Origin of the sequence: Allohahella sp. A8, assembly GCF_047946665.1 — a bacterium.
Classification (GTDB): domain Bacteria; phylum Pseudomonadota; class Gammaproteobacteria; order Pseudomonadales; family Oleiphilaceae; genus Allohahella.
Map to the genome: position 1 here is coordinate 1,343,134 of NZ_CP172312.1, position 18,354 is coordinate 1,361,487.

The 18,354-nt window shown below is 57.0% G+C and carries 12 protein-coding genes; 1 reads left to right on the top strand and 11 read right to left on the bottom strand.

Annotated elements, in window-relative coordinates:
* Positions 1-2: 2 nt before the first annotated feature.
* Complete coding sequence (locus ACH3PB_RS06255) at positions 3-1,661, bottom strand: acetolactate synthase large subunit (protein ID WP_416398600.1); 1,659 nt, start codon at positions 1,659-1,661, stop codon at positions 3-5.
* A 198-nt stretch (positions 1,662-1,859) separates the two neighbouring features.
* Between ACH3PB_RS06255 and ACH3PB_RS06260 the strand changes: the two genes are divergently transcribed.
* The gene (locus ACH3PB_RS06260) at positions 1,860-3,107 is read left to right on the top strand and encodes a tyrosine-type recombinase/integrase (RefSeq protein ID WP_416398601.1); all 1,248 of its coding nucleotides are present in this window, start codon (positions 1,860-1,862) and stop codon (positions 3,105-3,107) included.
* A 61-nt stretch (positions 3,108-3,168) separates the two neighbouring features.
* Here ACH3PB_RS06260 and ACH3PB_RS06265 read toward each other — a convergent pair whose 3' ends face one another.
* The 10 genes from ACH3PB_RS06265 to ACH3PB_RS06310 form a co-directional block, all read right to left on the bottom strand.
* Positions 3,169-6,039 carry an ATP-binding protein gene (locus ACH3PB_RS06265; protein ID WP_416398602.1) on the bottom strand — a complete coding sequence of 957 codons (2,871 nt, stop codon included), beginning with the start codon at positions 6,037-6,039 and terminating at the stop codon, positions 3,169-3,171.
* Between the two features lie 99 nt (positions 6,040-6,138).
* Positions 6,139-7,329 (bottom strand): hypothetical protein, encoded by a 1,191-nt coding sequence (locus ACH3PB_RS06270; RefSeq protein WP_416398603.1) that lies wholly within the window; start codon positions 7,327-7,329, stop codon positions 6,139-6,141.
* Complete coding sequence (locus tag ACH3PB_RS06275) at positions 7,326-10,421, bottom strand: efflux RND transporter permease subunit (protein WP_416398604.1); 3,096 nt, start codon at positions 10,419-10,421, stop codon at positions 7,326-7,328. The genes ACH3PB_RS06270 and ACH3PB_RS06275 overlap by 4 nt, the downstream gene beginning before the upstream one ends.
* Positions 10,418-11,479 (bottom strand): efflux RND transporter periplasmic adaptor subunit, encoded by a 1,062-nt coding sequence (locus ACH3PB_RS06280; RefSeq protein ID WP_416398605.1) that lies wholly within the window; start codon positions 11,477-11,479, stop codon positions 10,418-10,420. Before ACH3PB_RS06280 ends, ACH3PB_RS06275 begins: the two co-directional genes overlap by 4 nt.
* Positions 11,479-12,522: a DoxX family membrane protein gene (locus tag ACH3PB_RS06285; RefSeq protein WP_416398606.1), complete on the bottom strand. Its 1,044-nt coding sequence runs from the start codon at positions 12,520-12,522 to the stop codon at positions 11,479-11,481. The genes ACH3PB_RS06280 and ACH3PB_RS06285 overlap by 1 nt, the downstream gene beginning before the upstream one ends.
* Before the next feature lie 15 nt (positions 12,523-12,537).
* Positions 12,538-13,974: a vanadium-dependent haloperoxidase gene (locus tag ACH3PB_RS06290; RefSeq protein WP_416398607.1), complete on the bottom strand. Its 1,437-nt coding sequence runs from the start codon at positions 13,972-13,974 to the stop codon at positions 12,538-12,540.
* A gap of 57 nt (positions 13,975-14,031) precedes the next feature.
* Positions 14,032-14,766, bottom strand: a complete 735-nt coding sequence (locus ACH3PB_RS06295) for a 4'-phosphopantetheinyl transferase family protein (RefSeq protein WP_416398608.1) — start codon at positions 14,764-14,766, stop codon at positions 14,032-14,034.
* Between the two features lie 59 nt (positions 14,767-14,825).
* A complete protein-coding gene (locus ACH3PB_RS06300; protein ID WP_416398609.1) occupies positions 14,826-15,962 on the bottom strand; it encodes a hypothetical protein in 1,137 nt (378 codons plus the stop codon).
* A gap of 30 nt (positions 15,963-15,992) precedes the next feature.
* Positions 15,993-16,628: a methyltransferase family protein gene (locus ACH3PB_RS06305; RefSeq protein ID WP_416398610.1), complete on the bottom strand. Its 636-nt coding sequence runs from the start codon at positions 16,626-16,628 to the stop codon at positions 15,993-15,995.
* Positions 16,625-18,229, bottom strand: a complete 1,605-nt coding sequence (locus ACH3PB_RS06310; protein ID WP_416398611.1) for an MmgE/PrpD family protein — start codon at positions 18,227-18,229, stop codon at positions 16,625-16,627. The genes ACH3PB_RS06305 and ACH3PB_RS06310 overlap by 4 nt, the downstream gene beginning before the upstream one ends.
* Positions 18,230-18,354: the final 125 nt, after the last annotated feature.

Below are 18,354 nucleotides of genomic sequence, written 5' to 3' on the forward strand. Positions count from 1 at the left end.
GTTCATGGTGCCAGCTTCTTTTTTAATGCCCGTGTTACTGGCAGCGGCAGGCTCGGCAATGCGCGCAGCATCCACGGCAATATCTTGCGTTTCATACCGCTCAGCGATTCAGGAATCATGGCTTCTATAAGATGTGGGCCTGGATTGCTCAAGGCGTACTCGAGCGCCCTCACCATACCCTCGGCCGTGTCAACGTTCACGCCATGCACGCCCATACCCTGTGCCAGTTGCGCAAAGCTGATTACGGGGCCATTCAAATCCAGTTGCGATCTGGCCTTCTTGCCGGCCTGCTGCGCCCCCACACGCTCCAGCTCGATATTCAATACAGAGTAGGACGCGTTGTTGAAAATGATGGTTGTGACGTCGAGTTGTTCACGCGCCATCGTCCATAAGGCCTGAATGGTATACATCGCCGAACCGTCTCCAATGAGCGCGAGGATGGGTCGATCGGGGCAGGCTATGGCCGCACCGACGGCATTGGGCAGCCCCTGGCCTATGGCACCTCCAGTCAGAGTGAGCAGATCATGGGGTGGCGCCCCTGCAGTCATGACGGACAGCATCAGACCAGACGTGATGGACTCATCTACGATGATGGCATTTTCAGGCAGCAAATGTCCGACGGCCTTGCAGACCTTTTCAGCGGTGAGCCTGCCTTTGGGGCGGCCCGGGCGCTTGGCTGCCTGCAGCGTCGGCTTGGCTTCATGCGATTCGACGACTTCGCTCAATTTCACAAGACAATCCATCACGTCCTGGTCAGGTGCAGCAAGCGTGTGGACGCGACAGGTTTCCGGTACGAGATCGCTCTGTTTGCCTGGATAGGCGAAGAATGAAACTGGCGCCTTGGCATCGACCAATACCAGGTGTTCAATATTCGTCAATTGTACGGAGGCGAGTTCAGCAAGATAGGCGAGGCGTTCGACAGCTGGGAGCCCCGCGCCCCGCTGCATGCGTGTGGGGAACGTTTCTGCAAACAAAGTAACGCCGTAGTGAGCGGCAATGCGTGCCGCCGCGAGTAGTGCGGGCTCGCGAAGTGCGCGACCACCTAATAGCAGGGCCACGCTCTCGCCAGAGCGGATCGCTGCGGCTATGGCTTCTACCGCGGCCTTGTCCGCAGCTCTGGGCGACGCGGGCTGCAGAGGCGAGCTGGCTACCCCGCCCTCACCCCACGACACATCTGCCGGCAGTATCAGTGTGGCCACCTGCCCCGGTAGCGTCCTGGCTGCAGCGATCGCCTCCGCAGCATCTTGGCAGAGTGTGGCCGTGCTCCGAGCTGCGCGAACGAATCCTGGCGAGACGTTCCGCGCGACGGTCTCGATATCAGACTGCAATTGCGCATCGTATTGGACGTGGTGGGTGGCATGATCACCCACGATATTGACGATAGGTACCTTGCCCTTACGAGCGTTGTGGAGGTTCGCCAGACCGTTGCCGAGACCGGCACCCAGGTGCAACAGGGTGGCTGCCGGCTTGTCGGCCATGCGAGCATAACCATCAGCCGCACCAGTCGCGACGCCTTCGAACAAGGCCAGCACAGCGCGCATTTTAGGTTCGCCATCGAGCGCTGCGACGAAATGCATTTCACTGGTGCCAGGATTGCTGAAGCAGACCTCGATACCCGCATCCACTAAGGTCTTCATCAAGGCCTGAGCGCCGTTTGTCATGCTTGTACTCCAGCTTGGAATGCATTGAATCAAGCCGATCATGACTGATATCAGCCTGGCAAGTCACGCCTCTGATGCTCATGATCAGCAGCGACTTGTTTAGAAAGCGCGTAATCGCCAGCCAGACTTGCTGATACAGCCGATGCGCGTTCAGCTACAATAAGGCGATCAATTCCGTCCCAATAGTAGCGAGTGTGCATGCCAGAACCGAGTTTCACAGCCAGGCCACTGTTCGATACCCATCGTGTGTTTATCAAACTGCCAATGGGGCTTGGCATGCTCGAGCAGTATCCTGCTAGCCTGCAGTTCCTCAATAAGCTGATCGAGACCATGCCCGGCGTGAAGGACGACTTTATCGGTGCGCAGCGCTTTTTGAAAAGCTACTCGCGCAAAAGCGAAAAGACCTTCACCAGCTTCAGGAACGAGGTTGAGCGTTTTCTGCTGTGGAGCTGGACAGTGGCCGAACGGCCAGTATCGAACCTCAAGCGCTCGGACATCGAAAACTACTTCGATTTCCTGCATTCGCCACCACTGCACTGGATCGGCACGGCCACAGTCAAGCGCTTCATCTATGACAACAATCTCGATCGCCACGATATCAATCCGGACTGGCGGCCCTTCGTTTCGCGCGAGTCTTCTGCTGACGAGAAAAAGGCCTACAAGCCCAGCCACAGCGGCAGCGCCCTCGCCTACTCTGCCATAAGCGTTTTTTACGACCATATGGTGCAGGAGGACATGATCCTGGGCAATCCGATACCTGGCATTCGGAAGGCCTCACCCTACCTGATCAAGGATGCGCAGATGAAACAGGTCAAACGACTGTCTGCGCTGCAGTGGGACTATGTGCTGGAGACGACTTGCGCAGCCGCCGTTGAACAGCCGGAGCTCGAGCGGACCATCTTTATCATCGCCTGCCTGAAGTCGCTCTATCTGCGAATATCAGAGCTCTCGGATCGCAGCCAGTGGACGCCGGTCTGGGAGCATGTCTGGCGTGACCATGAGGGGAACTGGTGGTTCAAGGCCTTCGGCAAGGGCCGCAAGATACGGGATATATCGATTTCCGAGGCGATGTGGACCTATATCCAGCGGTATCGCCAGTATCGCAACATGCCTGAGCCGCCAGCGCCTGGCGATAAGGAGCCGCTACTCAATTCCCGCAACGGTGGCGGGCTGACCAGCCGGCAGATCTCGCGACTGGTACAGGATGCGTTCGACATCGCCTATGCCAAGATGGTAAGTGACGGCTTCAAGAATGACGCCAAGGAACTCCGGCACGCGACAACGCACTGGCTTCGACATACCGGCGCATCGCAGGACATCGCGACCCGGCCGCTGAAACACATGGCGGACGATCTCGGCCACGCCAGCATGGGCACGACCGATCGGGTCTACATACAGTCAGACATGAAGGAACGGGCGGCCACAGGCAAGAACAGGCAAGTTTGATCGTTTGAGGCCGGACCAGTAACGGTCCGGCGTCCCACCGCATCGCGAGTGGCAGAGGCTATCAAGGCACATGAAGCCGATGGTTTGCAATCTGCGCCAGATACAGTTTAAGGGCGGTCAAATCAACGGGCTTGGGGAACAGGTCATCAAATCCCGCTGCTAACGCTTCGCGACGATTGCGCTCCTGTGCATAGCCCGTTACCGCCACCAGAACAGCACCTGCAGTAGATGGCGCTTCGCGAAGCGCCTGCGCGAGTGCGTATCCGTTCATGTCAGGTAGTCCGATGTCCAGGAGGCAGACATCAGGACTGAACTCTGGCAGCCTGGAGAGCGCGTCTTCAGCAGAATTCGCTGTCAGAAGTGTATGGCCCAGGGTCTCGAGTAGTAGAGAGAGTGTGGCTGCAGCATCTTCGTTGTCATCAACGACAGCAATCCGCAGGACCGGCGTATGTCGCATCTCCTGGCGAGGACGGACGTAGTCCGATGCTCTGTTGCCGCTGGCCTTCGGCAGGGTTACTTTGAAGGTACTTCCCAACCCAGGACCATCACTGTGCACGCTAATGGCCCCACCGTGGAGTTCGAGCAGACTACGGACCAGCGCCAACCCGATGCCTAGCCCCCCCTGACTCCGGTCCAGCCCGCGATCGCCCTGAGAAAACAGATCGAAGGCCTGAGCAATCAACTCTGCTGACATACCAATGCCGTTATCGCTCACTGAGATATCAATATCGTTGCCACTGGTTTCCAGCACCAGCCTGATCTCACCGCCGTCCGGGGTGTATTTGGCCGCATTGTTGAAGAGATTCGTCATGATCTGCACGAGACGCTTCCGGTCACCAATCACCATAGCCGCATCCGGCGCAAGTTGTACGCTTAACTGGTGATGATGCTTTTCGATAAGCGGCCGCACCTGTTCAAGGGCATCGGCGACAACATCCTTCAGATCCACTTCAAGGTTTTCGATATCGATCTTGCCGCGCGTCACTCGTGATACGTCCAGTAGATCCTCGATCAGGCTCGTCATATGCTGGGCCTGTCTTGCGATGACGGCGCTGGTGCGTCTGACCGTCGAGGCATCGACACCAGTACCAGCGAGTATGGCGGCTGCCGAAGCGATCGGCGCCAGTGGATTGCGTAGCTCATGCGCAAGCATCGCCAGGAACTCGTCCTTCCTTTGATCAGCCTCCCTCAGCGCATTTTCAGCCTTGATTCGGTCTGTTATATCCATCTGAGCGATGATCGCACCATCGATTTCGCCACTGCTGGTGCGAATCGGTCGTCCACAGTTGAGGATGATCCTCCGCTCGTGCGGCGGTGAAAACGATTCGATCTCGATGACCTGGCGGGGCGCAGGCTCACCATTCAGTGCGCGACTCATCGCCCAATCTTCTGGCCCCAGTGGCTGGCCATGGCGGTCGGAACCGTCCGCCCACCAGCCCTTCCACTCAGTATACTGGCCGTTGTTGGCCGACATGGGATGAGCGCCCCATATGCGACGGTTTTCCGCGTTGACGTTGAGCAGTGCACCTTTTCCATCAGCGACGATAATGCCTGCGGGAACCACCTCGAGTAAGGTGTCGAGGCGGCGCCGCTCATTTTCAGCCTGGAGGGCAATGGCGAGTGCAGTACTCTGACTTTCCCTAAGCTCTTCCTCGACGCGCTTTCGCTCGGTAATATCAACCACTATGCCGCTCATGCGCGTGGGCTCTGCATCTGAGCCATAAACGCTGCCGTGAACGGCAATCCAGTGAATAGTTTCATCCGGCCAGACGACACGGCATTCGAACTGCCAGTCCCTCATTTGAGCCAGCGACTCCTCAAATTTCCCCATGACGTACTGACGATCATCCGGATGCACATGCTGAATGAACGTCTCCCGACCCCAGTTCTCAATCGGCTGCGCATAGCCAAAGCACTGGTCGTGGCGCAAGGAGCGATGCGAGGTATCATTGACAAGATCCAGGTCCCAGTCGCCTATTTCAGCCGCTTTAAGAGTGAATTCCAGCCGCTCGGCGGTCTGCCGCGAGCGTGTCTCAGCTAGCTTGCGCTCGGTGATGTCGCGGTAGAAAACAGCAAGCCCACCATTTGCAGGATAGGCCCTGATATCAACCCAGTAACTGCGGCCATCAGGAAAGGCGTAGTTGGTTTCGAACACGACAGGAACCCGCTCCCGCATGGCGCGGCGATAGTTCTCACCCAGCGCGACAGACTCCGAGCCTGGCCAGGCCTCCCAATGTGTCTTGCCAAGAATGTCATCGGCACTACGTTCTTCAAACCTGAGTCCGCCGGCGTTGATCTGACGCACCCGGAAGTCCTGGTCCAGAAAGACAAAGCCTTCGTCCATGCCCTCGAGAAGCTGACGACTCTGATCGCGCTCTATCTCCAGTTCGCGCTGGATCTCCACTTGTTTCACCAGTAGCGCTTGTTGATCCCTGATCGATTTTCTCAGCTCGATCTGGCTCATGATCTGTTGCGCCAGTGTTTCCAGGACAAACTGTTGATGAGCTGTGAGCCCGGCTTCACGAGGCTTGAGGTCGAGCGCGCATAGCGTGCCCAGCGCAACCCCATCCGCGGTCTCAAGGCGGGTCCCGGCGTAAAATCGGAGTCCCGGGTCGCCGGTGACAAGCGCGTTGCAGTCGAAGCGCTCATCTTCACGGGTATCCGGGATAACGGTCACGCCGGGCTGTAATATCGCGAACTTGCAAATGGAGTCGTCCAGCGGCATCTCTCGAGTGCCGAGTCCTACCTCTGCCTTGAACCACTGCCGCTCGCCTGCGATGAGATTGACAGCAGCAATTGGGACATCGAGTAGCTGACTCAGCAGCATGACCACATCATCGAAAGATTTCTCTACGGGCGTGTCGAGAATTCCGTAACTTTCGAGAATCGCCAGACGCTTGGCTTCGCCGTCGGGTAAGGCTGTCGACACCATTCAATACATCCTGATCAAAGAGAGAATGCTTCAATCATATATCAAATGCGGTCGACACTCGCGAAAAGCCGTTGCGAAGAAACGGACGCTGCCCTGGCGTCAGGGCTCGATGGTGACCAGGTCACTGAAGTCAAAGGCGCCTGCCGCAGCGGTGCTCGCCACTGCATGGATATCCACGCCGGCCCCGAAGCGAAGTGTGCACCCCCCATGGAGGGCGAAATCCGACTTGTAACCAAGTGCGACGCCGACGACTCTCATCCTCGAATCGTCAAGCATCGGATCCGGGAACGGGTTTGGTAACGAGAAGCTCACCCGGCCACTGCCACGCTCGTCAGAAATGATATGGGCACTGATCGTCGCCGGATGCGGCATCTTTGCCAGAGGATTGGGTGCCAGGAAACTCGAGCGCGTGAGAACGACGGTGTAGATCGAATTCGGGAGAAGCTTCCGGGCAGTCACCTCGAATCTGGCTCCGGTAAAGCCGGCCCGTGCCCTATCGTAATGCGTCAGGCCAACCTTCATTCGAACATCGGCCTTCAGCCATTCACCCAGCGTAATCGGCTCAGCCCGTCTGGTGTGAAAGCTGTCTTCACCTGGGCAGCCATCAGGCAAGCAGTTGGAGCCATTCTTCAGCCGCGGTTCATACTGTTGTCCGGTATCGACATCGTAGGCTACGCCATCACCCTGAAACCCCCAGACCGGTGCTTCATGCAACCCGAAGCTCGGACGAGTATATGTCTGGCTTTGTGAGGCGGCGGGGAACAGTTCCGGACAGTTCTGTCCGTTGAGGTGGAAGCCATTGAGATTATAACGACTATCGCCCTCTCTCGGTATGCGCGGTCCACCACCGAAACTACCAATGGCAGGACCGTAAGAGTTGGTATTGAGCACAAGATTGCGATCGGGGCTGCCTGCTCGTAAATCGATCATGCGCAAAATCTTGTAAGGCGCACCGAAGGGATTCGAGAAGTCTTCGACCCCATCATTGTTCAAAGGCGGTATCGTATCTTTTGATACGATTGCCGCCTGGCCAGGACTCAACACGACCTGCCCTTCCTGGTCCCGCAGAAGATTACCAATGACAATAAAGTCGCCATTTTCGTCAGTCAAGGCGCTGGGTGGCCAGAGGGGGCCCTGTGTCGTGTTGTGTAGACGCATCGTTAGTCCTGGACGCGGCGGCTTCGTTTGTTCGTCAAGTTCGAGAGCAATCGCCGTCGAGGGTAGGATTGCGTGCGCCAGTAAGGGAAAGGCTGAAATAATAACGAGTCTCGTGATTGCCTGGTCGTTCATGAAGTGCTCCTATAGGTATTGTTCAGTGGGTCAGGCAGGAACTCAGTGGCGTGGCCATTGATAGTGGGTGGGAACAGCTTGTACATGACAGGCGTGACGATCCTTGCGAGTAAGGTAGAACTGATCAGACCGCCAATCATGACAATCGCCAGGGGCGAATACAGGGCTGATCCTGCTATTGCCAATGGCGTTAGCCCACCGATGGCGGTGGCCGAAGTCAGGAGTACTGGCAGGAACCTCAGTTCACCGGCCTGTTCGATTGCCTCGTTGAGTGGGGTGCCTTCGTGTCGCAGTTGATTGGTGAAATCAACCATGAGGATCGAGTTCTTTATCTCAACGCCAACGAGCGCAACGAACCCGATGATGGCCATGTAGGAGAGGCTGTAGCCGGTAACAAACAGCGCAACCAGTGCGCCCGCCACGCCAAATGGAATGACGCCTGCGACAATCATCATGGAACGGAAACTACCAAATTCCAGTACCAGTACCGCGAGGATACCGAAAGCTGAGAGCAGCATTGCAGTGCCCAGCCCACTCAAGCTCTGCGATGCCGCCTGGGCCTCCCCACCAGCCTCGATCCGATAGCCAGCCGGTAGCGGAATCCTGCTTAACGCTTCGTAGATGCGTGAGCTCACTTCACTGGTGATAAAGCCGTCCTGGACGAAGGCCGTCACTGTCACCATGCGCGCTCTGTTGAATCGCTCGATACGAATGGGGCCACTGACCAGATACGGCTGTGCTATCTGATTCAGAGGGACGGCTTCACCCGTTGCCATGCTGGAGAAGCGCAGGTCCTGTAGCAGCGCCAGGGTGGGCCGTTCTTTGATCGGCAAGCGCAGGGTAATCGGGTATTCATCACCAGTGTCATCGCGATAGACCCCAGCCTGGTAGCCTGTTACGGCGAGCCGAACCGAGCGGTCGATATCGAGACTCTGAATACCGAGGAAAGCAGCCTTGTCCAGGTCAAAGCCCAGATCATAGTCGATACGGGGCAGACGCATGGGGTTGCTAACATCGCGAGCACCTGCCGTCAGTTTCAGTGCGGTCTCGGCCTGTGAGGCGATTTGTTGTAGAACGTCGAGCTCTGGGCCCATGATCCTGACTGCGATTGGCGCTTCGATCGGAGGGCCATTTTCGAACCGCCTGGCAATGATCTGGGCTTCCGGATACATCGCGAAGCGCTTCCTCAGCTTCTCGATAAACGCAGGAGAGTGCTGCGGATCCCATCGGTCCAGTCCTACCAGAACCTCGGCAGTGTTCGCCTTGTTTTCCAGTGGGAAGACGTTGTAGTAGACGTAGGGATTGCCTTGTCCCAGGTTGCTCAGCACATGCTCGATAACCTCGTGGCGCGCAAGCTCCGCCTCGACAAATTGCAGTGCCTTGTCGGTGGCATCAAGCGAGGCACCTTCAGGCGTTTTGATGGTCACCAGGAACTGCGGTTTGTCTGAGGCAGGAAACAGCGAGAAGCCTATGGAGGGGACCAGCAGCAGGCTCGAAGCGAAAAGCGTGAAACAAATCGTTAGAGCGGTTTTTGGCGAGCGAAGGCTTACACGCACGAGAGGCGCATAGAACCGATGGATTCCCCGCTTGAGTAGCCTGAGGAACACGTTTCCCTCGGGAGGGCTGTGTTTCGACAACAGGCGGCTGGCCAGAAACGGGATGATTGTGAAAGCAACGATGAGCGACGATAGAACAGTCAGAACCACAGCGAGCGGCAAGCTGAGGGTAAATTTACCGGCGCCTTCGGGCAGGTTGAGCAGGGGTACGAAGGCCAGTATCAGGGTGGCGGTGCATCCCAGTACGGCTACAGCAATCTGGTTGGTTGCCACCAAAGCTGCTTCAGTACGCTCAAGCCCGTCACGAAGGCGTCTGGCGATATTTTCAACCACAACGATGGCATCATCGACAAGCAGCCCAAGGGCTACCACGAAGCCGGCAATAGAAAGCTGATTGAGCGAATGACCTAGAAACCAGAGCCCAGCCAGGCCCATGGTCAGCGATAGCGGAATGGCAACCATGACGATGCCGGCGGCCCGCAGGCCCAATGGTAGCAAGGTTATGGCCACAAGACTCAGGGCCAGAACAAAATCGAAGCTCAGACGCGATAGTCTGTCCGCCACGTTACGGGACTGTTGAAATCCTGTTTCCAGACGAATGGAGGACGGTAAACTACTGGAGAACTCCGCGAGCACCTTGTCCAGCTCAGCCTGAACGACAAAGATGTTCTCGCCATCTTTCATATTCGCCGTTACGAATGCCGCCCGCTCGCCGTTGTAGCGACCAAGGTATCGCTGCTCCTCGGTGGCCCAGCGCACCTCTGCGATATCCTCGACATGAACGATCCGACCCTCGTCACTTGACACGACTGTGCGGGCGATCTCCTGTAGTGACTTGTAGTCTCCGCTTGTCTTTAGGTTGAAGCGCCTGGTGTCGACATCCACTGCGCCACCTGGAACGACCTGCCCCTGGCCTTCGACGGCGCTGATGACCGCGTCGACATCAAGACCCAGCATGACGAGTCTCGGCAAATCTAGCGCGATTCTGATTTCGGGATCAGGAAAAGCCCAGGACTCTGCACGACGAATCCCAGCCACGGCTTCGAGTCGTTCCTCAAGTCTTTCTGTCGTCTTCTTGAGTTCGATGGCATCGACGGACCTGGATACCAGCGCAAGCTGAATGATGTTGACGAGGCCGGGATTGGTCTTACGGAAGGTCAGCTCCCCGATTTCCTCGGGCAAGTCAGGACGAATACGGCCGATCTCCCGGACGACCTCATCGTATTTTTTATCAGCATCGACCGACCAGTCGAACTCGATACGGATCACAGCGAGACCGTCTTCGCTGGTCGAGCGAATCTCTTTGATGTCATCGAGCTCGGCCAAGGTGTCCTCTATCGGATCCACGGCGAGACGTTCGACATCCTCAGGATCAGCGCCAGGAAAGTTGACGATGATGCTTGTAATTGGGATGGCGAAACTCGGGTCTTCCTGGCGCGGTATGTTCTGCAGCGCGTAGAGCCCGAGGGCCAGGAAGAAAATGAAAATGACAAGGGTAAACTGCCAGTGTCGAACTGCATAAGCCCAGGGCGTCATTGTTGCTGCTCTCGAGCGGCGACCAGTCTGACGGGCTGGTCGTCATCCACATAGGGTGCCCCGGCTACGATAACGCGTTCAGACAGGGAGAGGCCGCCAGTCACAGCGATATATTCTCCAGTAAGCGAGCCCAGCTGCACTTCCCTGCTGCGGGCCCTGCCCTCTTCTACAACGTAAATGCGACCGCGCCCTCTTTCGACGTCGACCAGTGCAGCGACGGGTATGGCTAAACCGTCGGTTCCGGCTGTGACAATACTGGCGCGCCCGATCAGGCCACTTCTAAAGCGTTCGTCTGGATGCTTGAATGCGATTTCCAGGTCAAAGGTGCCCGTGGCGGGATTGGCCATACCGGCAATGCGTGAAACAGCAGCTTCGAAGAGCCTGCCAGGCCAGGAATCAAACTGCACCGTGACGGCCGCCCCGGTTTCTATTCGCAAGGCATCGCGATCCGCGACCGTAGTCGAAAGCAGCCACCCGCGATCTTCATCGGAGACCGATACGATCGGTTGACCGGCGGCCACGATCTCCTGGCTCCGGGTATGCCGTGCAAGGACTCGTCCGGACACGGGTGAGCGGATACTTGACTGCTCGCGGTTGAATCGTGCGGCCCGCTCATCTGCTAATGCTACGTCATGAGCGGATCTTGAGTCCTCGAGCGCCTGATTGGCGATCAATCGCTGTTCATGCAGGGACATGGCGCGATTGAGTGCGCGCTCGGTCTGCTTCAGCACAGCATCGGCCCTGATCAGTGCGGCATCCAGTTCGGACGGATCAAGTTCAGCAAGGAGCTGGCCCCGCGAAACCAGGTCTCCGCTATCCACCAGAACCTCAGCCACCACGCCTGCGGCCTTGAAGCCCAATGTAAGCTCTTGGGCGGCCATGAGCCGACCCATCGTCTGCACCCGTTCCACTTCTGCCAGCGGTACGGGTGAGGCGGTGACCACTGCCCGTGGCAGCGCTTCGGCCTCGGCGGGCTCCGCCTGACTACTGCAGCCAGAAATAAAGACCAACGCGCACGTCAGCGCAATTATCGAGCTGACACAGGCTGTATTCGACATCAGGCTTCTCCAGGCATGAGCAGCCATGCCAGCCGGTGGTAGATAAGGGTGGAACCAGCCAGTAAGACCGCGTACATACAGGCCAGCTTGAGCGCTGGTCGGATGGGGCCTGAACAGCTGTGAGCAAGCACTCGTGCCGGGCCGCAGATCATAAAGGTCAGCAGGATGGCGTGTAGCAGAAGGTGACCGAGAACCTCGCGAAACCCGAACAGGCTTGTGGTGAAAATCATCAAACCAGTCAGAACCAGTGCGCATGCGCGGGTCCAGAGTTGCGCAAGAAAGAAAAATCCAAGGCTGAACTCGAACAGGGCCGCACCCTGAATGAAGAAGTCGTTGGGTAGTCCAAGCGCGAGATCAGGTCGAGCCTGGAGTATTTCCTCAGCCCAGTGCGGGTAGATGACTTTTTCCACCCCAACCCAGCACAGCGAGAATCCCGTCGTTCGGTAGAGAATGGTCAACGCACGTTGGAAGTCTGATGGATGCGTTCCGGCTCTGGTCATCCATAAAAATGCAGCTGAACCGAGTACGAATACGTAATCCAGCATGTGAAACAGGCCGAATTCATAGACCCCACTGAGGAACAACAAGCCCACACCAAAGGGAAAGAGAACGCTCAGGCGTGGAATCAGACTGATAGCGATTACCAAAAACTGGAGCGCCGAAATTTCGCCCAGCTCACATTTGAGCTCCGGCGCCAGTATCACCTCATGTTTCCAGCACAGTAATATAGTGATGGCCAGTGCCGAGAAGATAAGCGGGTACGCCCATGCTGGGCGCTGTAGCGTCGGGCTACCAGCGAATGGTCTGACCTGACTGGCACCCGTCCGATTTGCGATCCAGCACGCAGCGAAGACGGTTGCCAGAGCAGTGGCTGAGAGTATCAGCCACTGAGTCCCTAGCAATGCCTCCCAGGCGACGGGATGTGCATGTGTATCGTAGGACGAGAACCACTTGACGTGAGATAGTGCCTGCTGCGGCGCAGCAGCTCCGAGCAGACCCAGCGCCAGTAAGCTTCGGCATCGGACAGGCCGGGCGTTACGCATGAGGGCGATACTGCGTCACTTGCCTCGATCTCTGAACAAGTGACTCGCTCTTTTCCAGACAAGCTCTCCGATTTCGCGCCCTACACGTCGGGCTTCCAAATCCCCATCTCGAAAATGAATGCCGCCGAAGCGTCGAGAGATACCTGCCTCGTCAGCCGCATCTGAAAATGTCGCGTAGGTCAGCTTCAGTCGATTCGCCGGTACCGTCCCTGGTTCGACGAATGAGCTGCCCGGTTCGAAGGTCACGGCATATCCAAAGACATCGCTTCCAGTAAAGCGCCGCAGTACCTGAGCGGCTGATGCACTAAAGGAGCTATGTCCCGACACATACTCGGCAAAGGGCGGCGTCACGAAATTCTCTGCCTGATAAGGCCGCCACGTCTCGCCAAGAATTGGCCTCGTGCCCAGGTCGCGACCGGCCCAGGCCTCGATCATCTGGCCTTTGAACAGGTAATGAATAGCAGAGATGGGACGAACGTAATCAAATTCCCGCTTTGCCCACCACGCCCAGATTCCTGCATCCATAACCGCATTATTCAGCGCGAAGAATAGCTTGGCGTCTTGATCGAGCGTGTGCTGGTCCCGCCGGGAAACGTGCTGTGCGAGGAGGTTCCAGTGGCCTGGCGGTGTCTCGGAATGAGGCCCATCCGCCCAGTACTCGGCTTTTACTTTCTGCGTATCGGTGAGATGGGCACTATAGCTGATGACCTCCCGTGCCTGTTCGAGGAATTCCCTGCTGCCATATTTCGCCGGCTTTTTAAGTTTGAACTTCTTGGGGCTGTTGAAGCTGAAGGGCTTGACCCTGCCCCAGTGTGGCGCCAGGAAGGTCTGCACCTTGTAACCGCCCTGCCCGTCAGCAACCCGGAGAGGCTGCCAATAGTTTGCATCGATGATGTCATCGGGTGTGTTGTAAGCCTTGTAGCCGGTATAGTCACTATAGGCACCAGGATGGAGGTCACCCAGTTGATTCGACCCGTCTCGATGTCGCTTCTCTAGAACTGCCGCGCAAGCAATGAGACCGACACCTGCAGCGCTTTCAAGGTCGACCTTATGGCTATCGGCCGGATCGTAGCCTAACGCTGACATGAGTGTGTCGAACTTTGCCTGCTGTCCCGGGAAGAGATCTATCGCAGCGCTGTAAGCGGCGAAGCTGATAGCCTGCCGCTTGTTCTCGTCAGTTCTTTCGCCTCGCGGGCGGCGCAGTGCAGCGCCCAATTCAGTACCGACTGCCCTGTCATCGAATGCCGCCCAGGCGTCGTACATGCAGGTATGGGTAATTGCCAGTGAGCGGGCGACCATGGGCGGCCCCGGGTTATCATGTCGCACGGCTTGCAGTAGGACTTCATTCCACTGGATGATGACATTCTTTGTCTCTGCTTGCGCTGGCAGAGCGATAAGGCTGGCTGCCATAGCTATAGCTGGCCATCTCGTTCGTTCTAGTATTATTTTCATGATCTTCCTGACTCCATTGTTATTGAGCGCTTTTCGAATGCGCAGCGCTTCGGCGCTTCAAGCCTTGGGCCAGGTATGGGCTCTGGCCGCCTGAAAGCTGATTCGGTACCATCCAAGGCGTGCCTGAGCCGTGGCCAGTGCGATAGCCAGGGAGTGGGCGCTAGGCAGAAATTGCTGATGGAAGCTCCAACCGGCCAACTGCCGCTTTGTTTCGACAATTTGAAGCCTCAGCGCCTGATCTACCTTTTGGAACTTCAGTTGACGGAAGGGCAATGCCATGCCCAGCCCCATCCCTTTAGTCACGGCCTCCTTCAGGGTCCACTCTGCGTAGAATCGATGCGGACTGGACGCCGAGCCCAGAAACGGCCTGGTCAGGGGGGGCATGTACTCAGCATCAATTCCGCCATCCATGCCCTGAAACACCATGATGGCAACCAGTCCTGGCGTGTGAGTCACACTGAAACGCAAAGCCCTTGTTGTCTCATCGCCGTTAGTGATTACTGGTCGTCCGTAAGTCGTTCGGCCGAATGTCCATTTGCTCGGCATGCAATCCAGATAGCGTGAAAGAACAAGACGGCGCAATCCAAGTGATAGCAGCTCCAAATCCCCCCGCCCGTGGGCCTGGAGCCGATAAATCCGCTGACGCTCACCGTGATCAAGGAGCGCCAGCAGTCGGCATGTATCCCGGGCCTGTAGCGGGCGGACCGCCTCGCAAAGCCAAATATGAGCCTGTTCTGTGCCGGCTCGAGTCGGCACCGGGAGCGATCCGCAGCCTGCAAACAATGCGGACATAGGCACTGCCCTTCGCACCTCATCTTCACCAGCCATCTGAGTAAAACTGTCTGGCTCGTCTACACCATTTGTAGAGCCTCGCCGAGCATGTAACCATCAATAGCCTGAGCAATGGACAAGCGCGATGGTGGATGAAACGCCAGGGGTGCACAGCATGCCAGGCTGTATTCCAGTGTTGGGTCGCTGATGAAGTTCATTCCGCCCATTAACTCAGTTCCGAGAAAGGCGATCTGCCCTAACTGCTGCTGTATGCCATACCGGACGAGCAGAACCCTGGCTACCAGAGCTTCGCTGTCCAGCTCGGGCGAAGCCTGGCTCTGCATCTCGAACGCGATGCCTCGAAGTGCAGCAGCGCCTGTTTCAATGAGAGAAAGCAGGCGTGTACGCTCTTCCGCAGTGGTGCGCCGCTGGTCATAAATCTTTTCCATGATGCCGCTGGCAATACCGAGATAACTTGCGGTTATCAGCAGTTCGAACCACAGGAAGCCGCCGGCCTCCACCGCATCAAGAGGCACTTCGGCTTCCGGCAGAAAGAGGTTATGCGGCTCGATGATGACATTCCTCAACCGGACCTCCTGACTCTGCGCACCGGCGAGCGCGCTGACCTGCCAGAATGGCGAACGCTCAATGCCTGAGCTGGTAGCCGGTATGATTGCAATTGCGCGCTGCCCCAGCTCGCCATCCTTGTCGACCAGCCGAACACTGGCGGTCAGATAATTCATGGAAGCTGACACGCTGCAGGGCTTCTTGCAGCCATTGATTCGGTAGCCACCATCTACAGCTTCAGCGCTCATGGACGGCTCGAGAATATTGGCGCCGCTCCTGCCTTCAGCAAATCCGGAGGCCAGATAGAGGTTGTCCTGCGCAATTTCCTGCAGGTAACGTCGAGTCGCATCGCCGTAGAATGCGTATTCCGCAAGAAACGCGACGGTGAAATCATGCATTGTCGCGGCAATCGCAAGAGATGGAGACAGCAGGCCGAGTGCCCGATGCACGGCAACCGCGTCCACGGCTGTCGCACCTTTGCCACCATACGTTTTGGGGACAAGTAAGGCCGGCCCGCCGAACTCGCGATACGTTTCAACCACGACACTGCCATTGCTCTCCCGCTGGCTGAAATCCATGCTGCGTAAGCGATCTTCCAAACCGGGAAAGTAGGTATTCAGAACCTGACGTTCATGTTTCATGAAATTCATGGGAATCTCCTCTCCTCGAGTTAAGCTGCTCTACCAAACGTAGGGAATCAGGGTCTTGACCGAGCGACCATACTGCTCGTAGTCGGCCCCGAGCTTGCTTCGCAGCTCCGCTTCTTCGTATTTGATGCGACGGCTATAGGCGATGAACTGCAGTACTACCGAAATCGCGAGTGCGACCCAGGAGTGCAACATGAGCGGAATGGCGCTGTAGAGCATCCAGGCGCCGGTGTAACCGGGATGACGAACGAGTCGATAGGGACCATCGGTAATAACCTTATGATCTTCGTAAACTGTAATGTGCCAGGTGAAATGCCGGCCAAGGGTAATGAAGGCCCAGGTGCGCAAGCCGAAGCCCATAAGGGCAAGGATGAGTCCGACCGACGTAATGTTGTCCCATACGAAGGCTTCCGGAAATCGGAAATAAGCCGCTTCGGCAACCGAGACTACCATTGCGGTGTAGACCGACCACACAATCTGAGTGGCGGTGCCGTGGTCCCTTTCCGGCACCTTTCTGTCGACCGGTTTATAGGCTGGTTGCCAAAGGCAGGCAGCCACAACGATGGCGAATATCAACCAGAGTTGGGGGTAGTTCCAGGTTTCGATATTGCCTGCCGCAACACCGAGAAAGAGAATGAACGGCACAATAATGGCTATCAGGTATTTCATGATCCTATCCTCTGGTTGTTGTATTTCGTAGTAGATAACTGATATGCACTGATGCGCTGCAAATCGGCAGGCGTTGCCGATTCCAGCCTCTCGAGTAATGCCCAGCACTCACTGATCAGTTCGCCGTCGAAGACGGGCTGGGCACAGCGGAAAAATTTGTCCCGCATCAACTGACGAATACTCTTCCAGTCACCATCTCCGGCGAACCCGCGCGGAATCGACCTCTTCGCTGAGGTCGATTTTCCACTGGAAAGAAGAATGTTGACCTCGCTACCAAGCGGCTTTGTAAGCCTGCTCAGGTCGGGCGGTCCTTGCCGTCGGGCACTGAACCAGGCGAGGCCGAGGTCAATAGTTCGCAAATGGGTTTTCAAGGCGCCCTCGCCGTGGAAAACCAGGCGGTTGAAATCCCTTAGAAAAGCTCTGGCGACTGGCCAGGATGCGGTACTGAGCGCTATTCCGAGCGGTATTCCGGTAAAAAGGGAGCGCCGCGTCTGCTCTCGTGAGTGTCGGATTCGGACTTTTTCAACAAGGCGCCACAGCCTTGGGTCCTGAAGCCGTGGCGCACAATAGTTCTCGGTGCTGAACTCACCGTGCAAGAGGGTGGATGCCACTACGAATGCGGGGGAGAAACTCAAGGTGGCAATACTGGAACCAGGCCCGACCAGGTATGGCTGGGTTAGACGGTCCACCCCGAAGGTGAACATACTGGCTTCAACCGTGATGGATCGCACCTTCTCCACATCAACTGGTGCATGCCCAAGGATATCCAGAACACAGTCGACTGCTGCACTGATATACCCGCAGCACGGATAAGGCTTGAAACTGTTGGTGTTTGTAAACCAGCGCTCACCCAAGCCTCCAATCAGATCTGACTGAACATGCGGTGCATGCAGGCTGAGAAATCCACTGGCTCCTGTTACGGCATCAACGGCGCTCTGCAAGCCAGCATGAACACAGTCAATCGCTTCCCACCCTACCCGCACGGGCCAGGCGGCGCAGAAAAACTTGGCATCCGACCCGAGAAATGCCGGTAAGCTGAGCTTTCCGGGACTCGCCAGGGCAAATGCTATGGCTTGGCGCATCTGGTCGGCAGACAGTTTCTCGAATTTGGCTCGAGCAACGGCGGCGCCTATCAGATGGAGGTGGGAAGCCATCTGACCTCGGGTCTGACCGAGTGCACAGGCAATGTTGAACCGGGCAGCTATCTCGTTGGCGACGACCTGTGCCAGAATGAAATCCTGGCCGCTCGCGCCTCGGGTCAGTGCGAGCACGAGCGGAACGGTCACGCTTGAATGACCGGTATGACCGCCCAACATGACATCATCGTAGTCGTGAATCATTGACCAGCTGGACAGTAGGAAGGCAGCTTTAACTGGATCCGAAGGCAGCTGCTGAGCCTTACGCTTTCGTGCTGGTCGTACCGGACTAACGCCGCATGCGACGGCGATCTTCTTGCCCTCTACACTCGCGTACCCTGCGATCATTGCAGCGAGCATCGACGCAATCTGATTCTTCGCAGACTCAACTACCGACTGCGGCAAGTCCTGGTATGTCAACTTGACGGCCCAATCGGCACTCGTTTCAAACCAGTCGTTTCCCATTCGCTTCCAATCCCGTTATGCAGCTTCCGAATGAAGACTGCCTGATCCCTGGGGCTAAACTGCATGCTCCGACTTCGACGAGGCACCATGGCGCCGCTTCCGATTTGGAGCCCCTCCAAAGGACT

Excerpts from the sequence above, each read along its gene's own strand:
- ACH3PB_RS06255 (WP_416398600.1), bottom strand. The coding sequence starts at position 1,661 with ATGACAAACGGCGCTCAGGCCTTGATGAAGACCTTAGTGGATGCGGGT.
- ACH3PB_RS06260 (WP_416398601.1), top strand. The coding sequence starts at position 1,860 with ATGCCAGAACCGAGTTTCACAGCCAGGCCACTGTTCGATACCCATCGT.
- ACH3PB_RS06265 (WP_416398602.1), bottom strand. The coding sequence starts at position 6,039 with ATGGTGTCGACAGCCTTACCCGACGGCGAAGCCAAGCGTCTGGCGATT.
- ACH3PB_RS06270 (WP_416398603.1), bottom strand. The coding sequence starts at position 7,329 with ATGAACGACCAGGCAATCACGAGACTCGTTATTATTTCAGCCTTTCCC.
- ACH3PB_RS06275 (WP_416398604.1), bottom strand. The coding sequence starts at position 10,421 with ATGACGCCCTGGGCTTATGCAGTTCGACACTGGCAGTTTACCCTTGTC.
- ACH3PB_RS06280 (WP_416398605.1), bottom strand. The coding sequence starts at position 11,479 with ATGTCGAATACAGCCTGTGTCAGCTCGATAATTGCGCTGACGTGCGCG.
- ACH3PB_RS06285 (WP_416398606.1), bottom strand. The coding sequence starts at position 12,522 with ATGCGTAACGCCCGGCCTGTCCGATGCCGAAGCTTACTGGCGCTGGGT.
- ACH3PB_RS06290 (WP_416398607.1), bottom strand. The coding sequence starts at position 13,974 with ATGAAAATAATACTAGAACGAACGAGATGGCCAGCTATAGCTATGGCA.
- ACH3PB_RS06295 (WP_416398608.1), bottom strand. The coding sequence starts at position 14,766 with ATGTCCGCATTGTTTGCAGGCTGCGGATCGCTCCCGGTGCCGACTCGA.
- ACH3PB_RS06300 (WP_416398609.1), bottom strand. The coding sequence starts at position 15,962 with ATGAATTTCATGAAACATGAACGTCAGGTTCTGAATACCTACTTTCCC.
- ACH3PB_RS06305 (WP_416398610.1), bottom strand. The coding sequence starts at position 16,628 with ATGAAATACCTGATAGCCATTATTGTGCCGTTCATTCTCTTTCTCGGT.
- ACH3PB_RS06310 (WP_416398611.1), bottom strand. The coding sequence starts at position 18,229 with ATGGGAAACGACTGGTTTGAAACGAGTGCCGATTGGGCCGTCAAGTTG.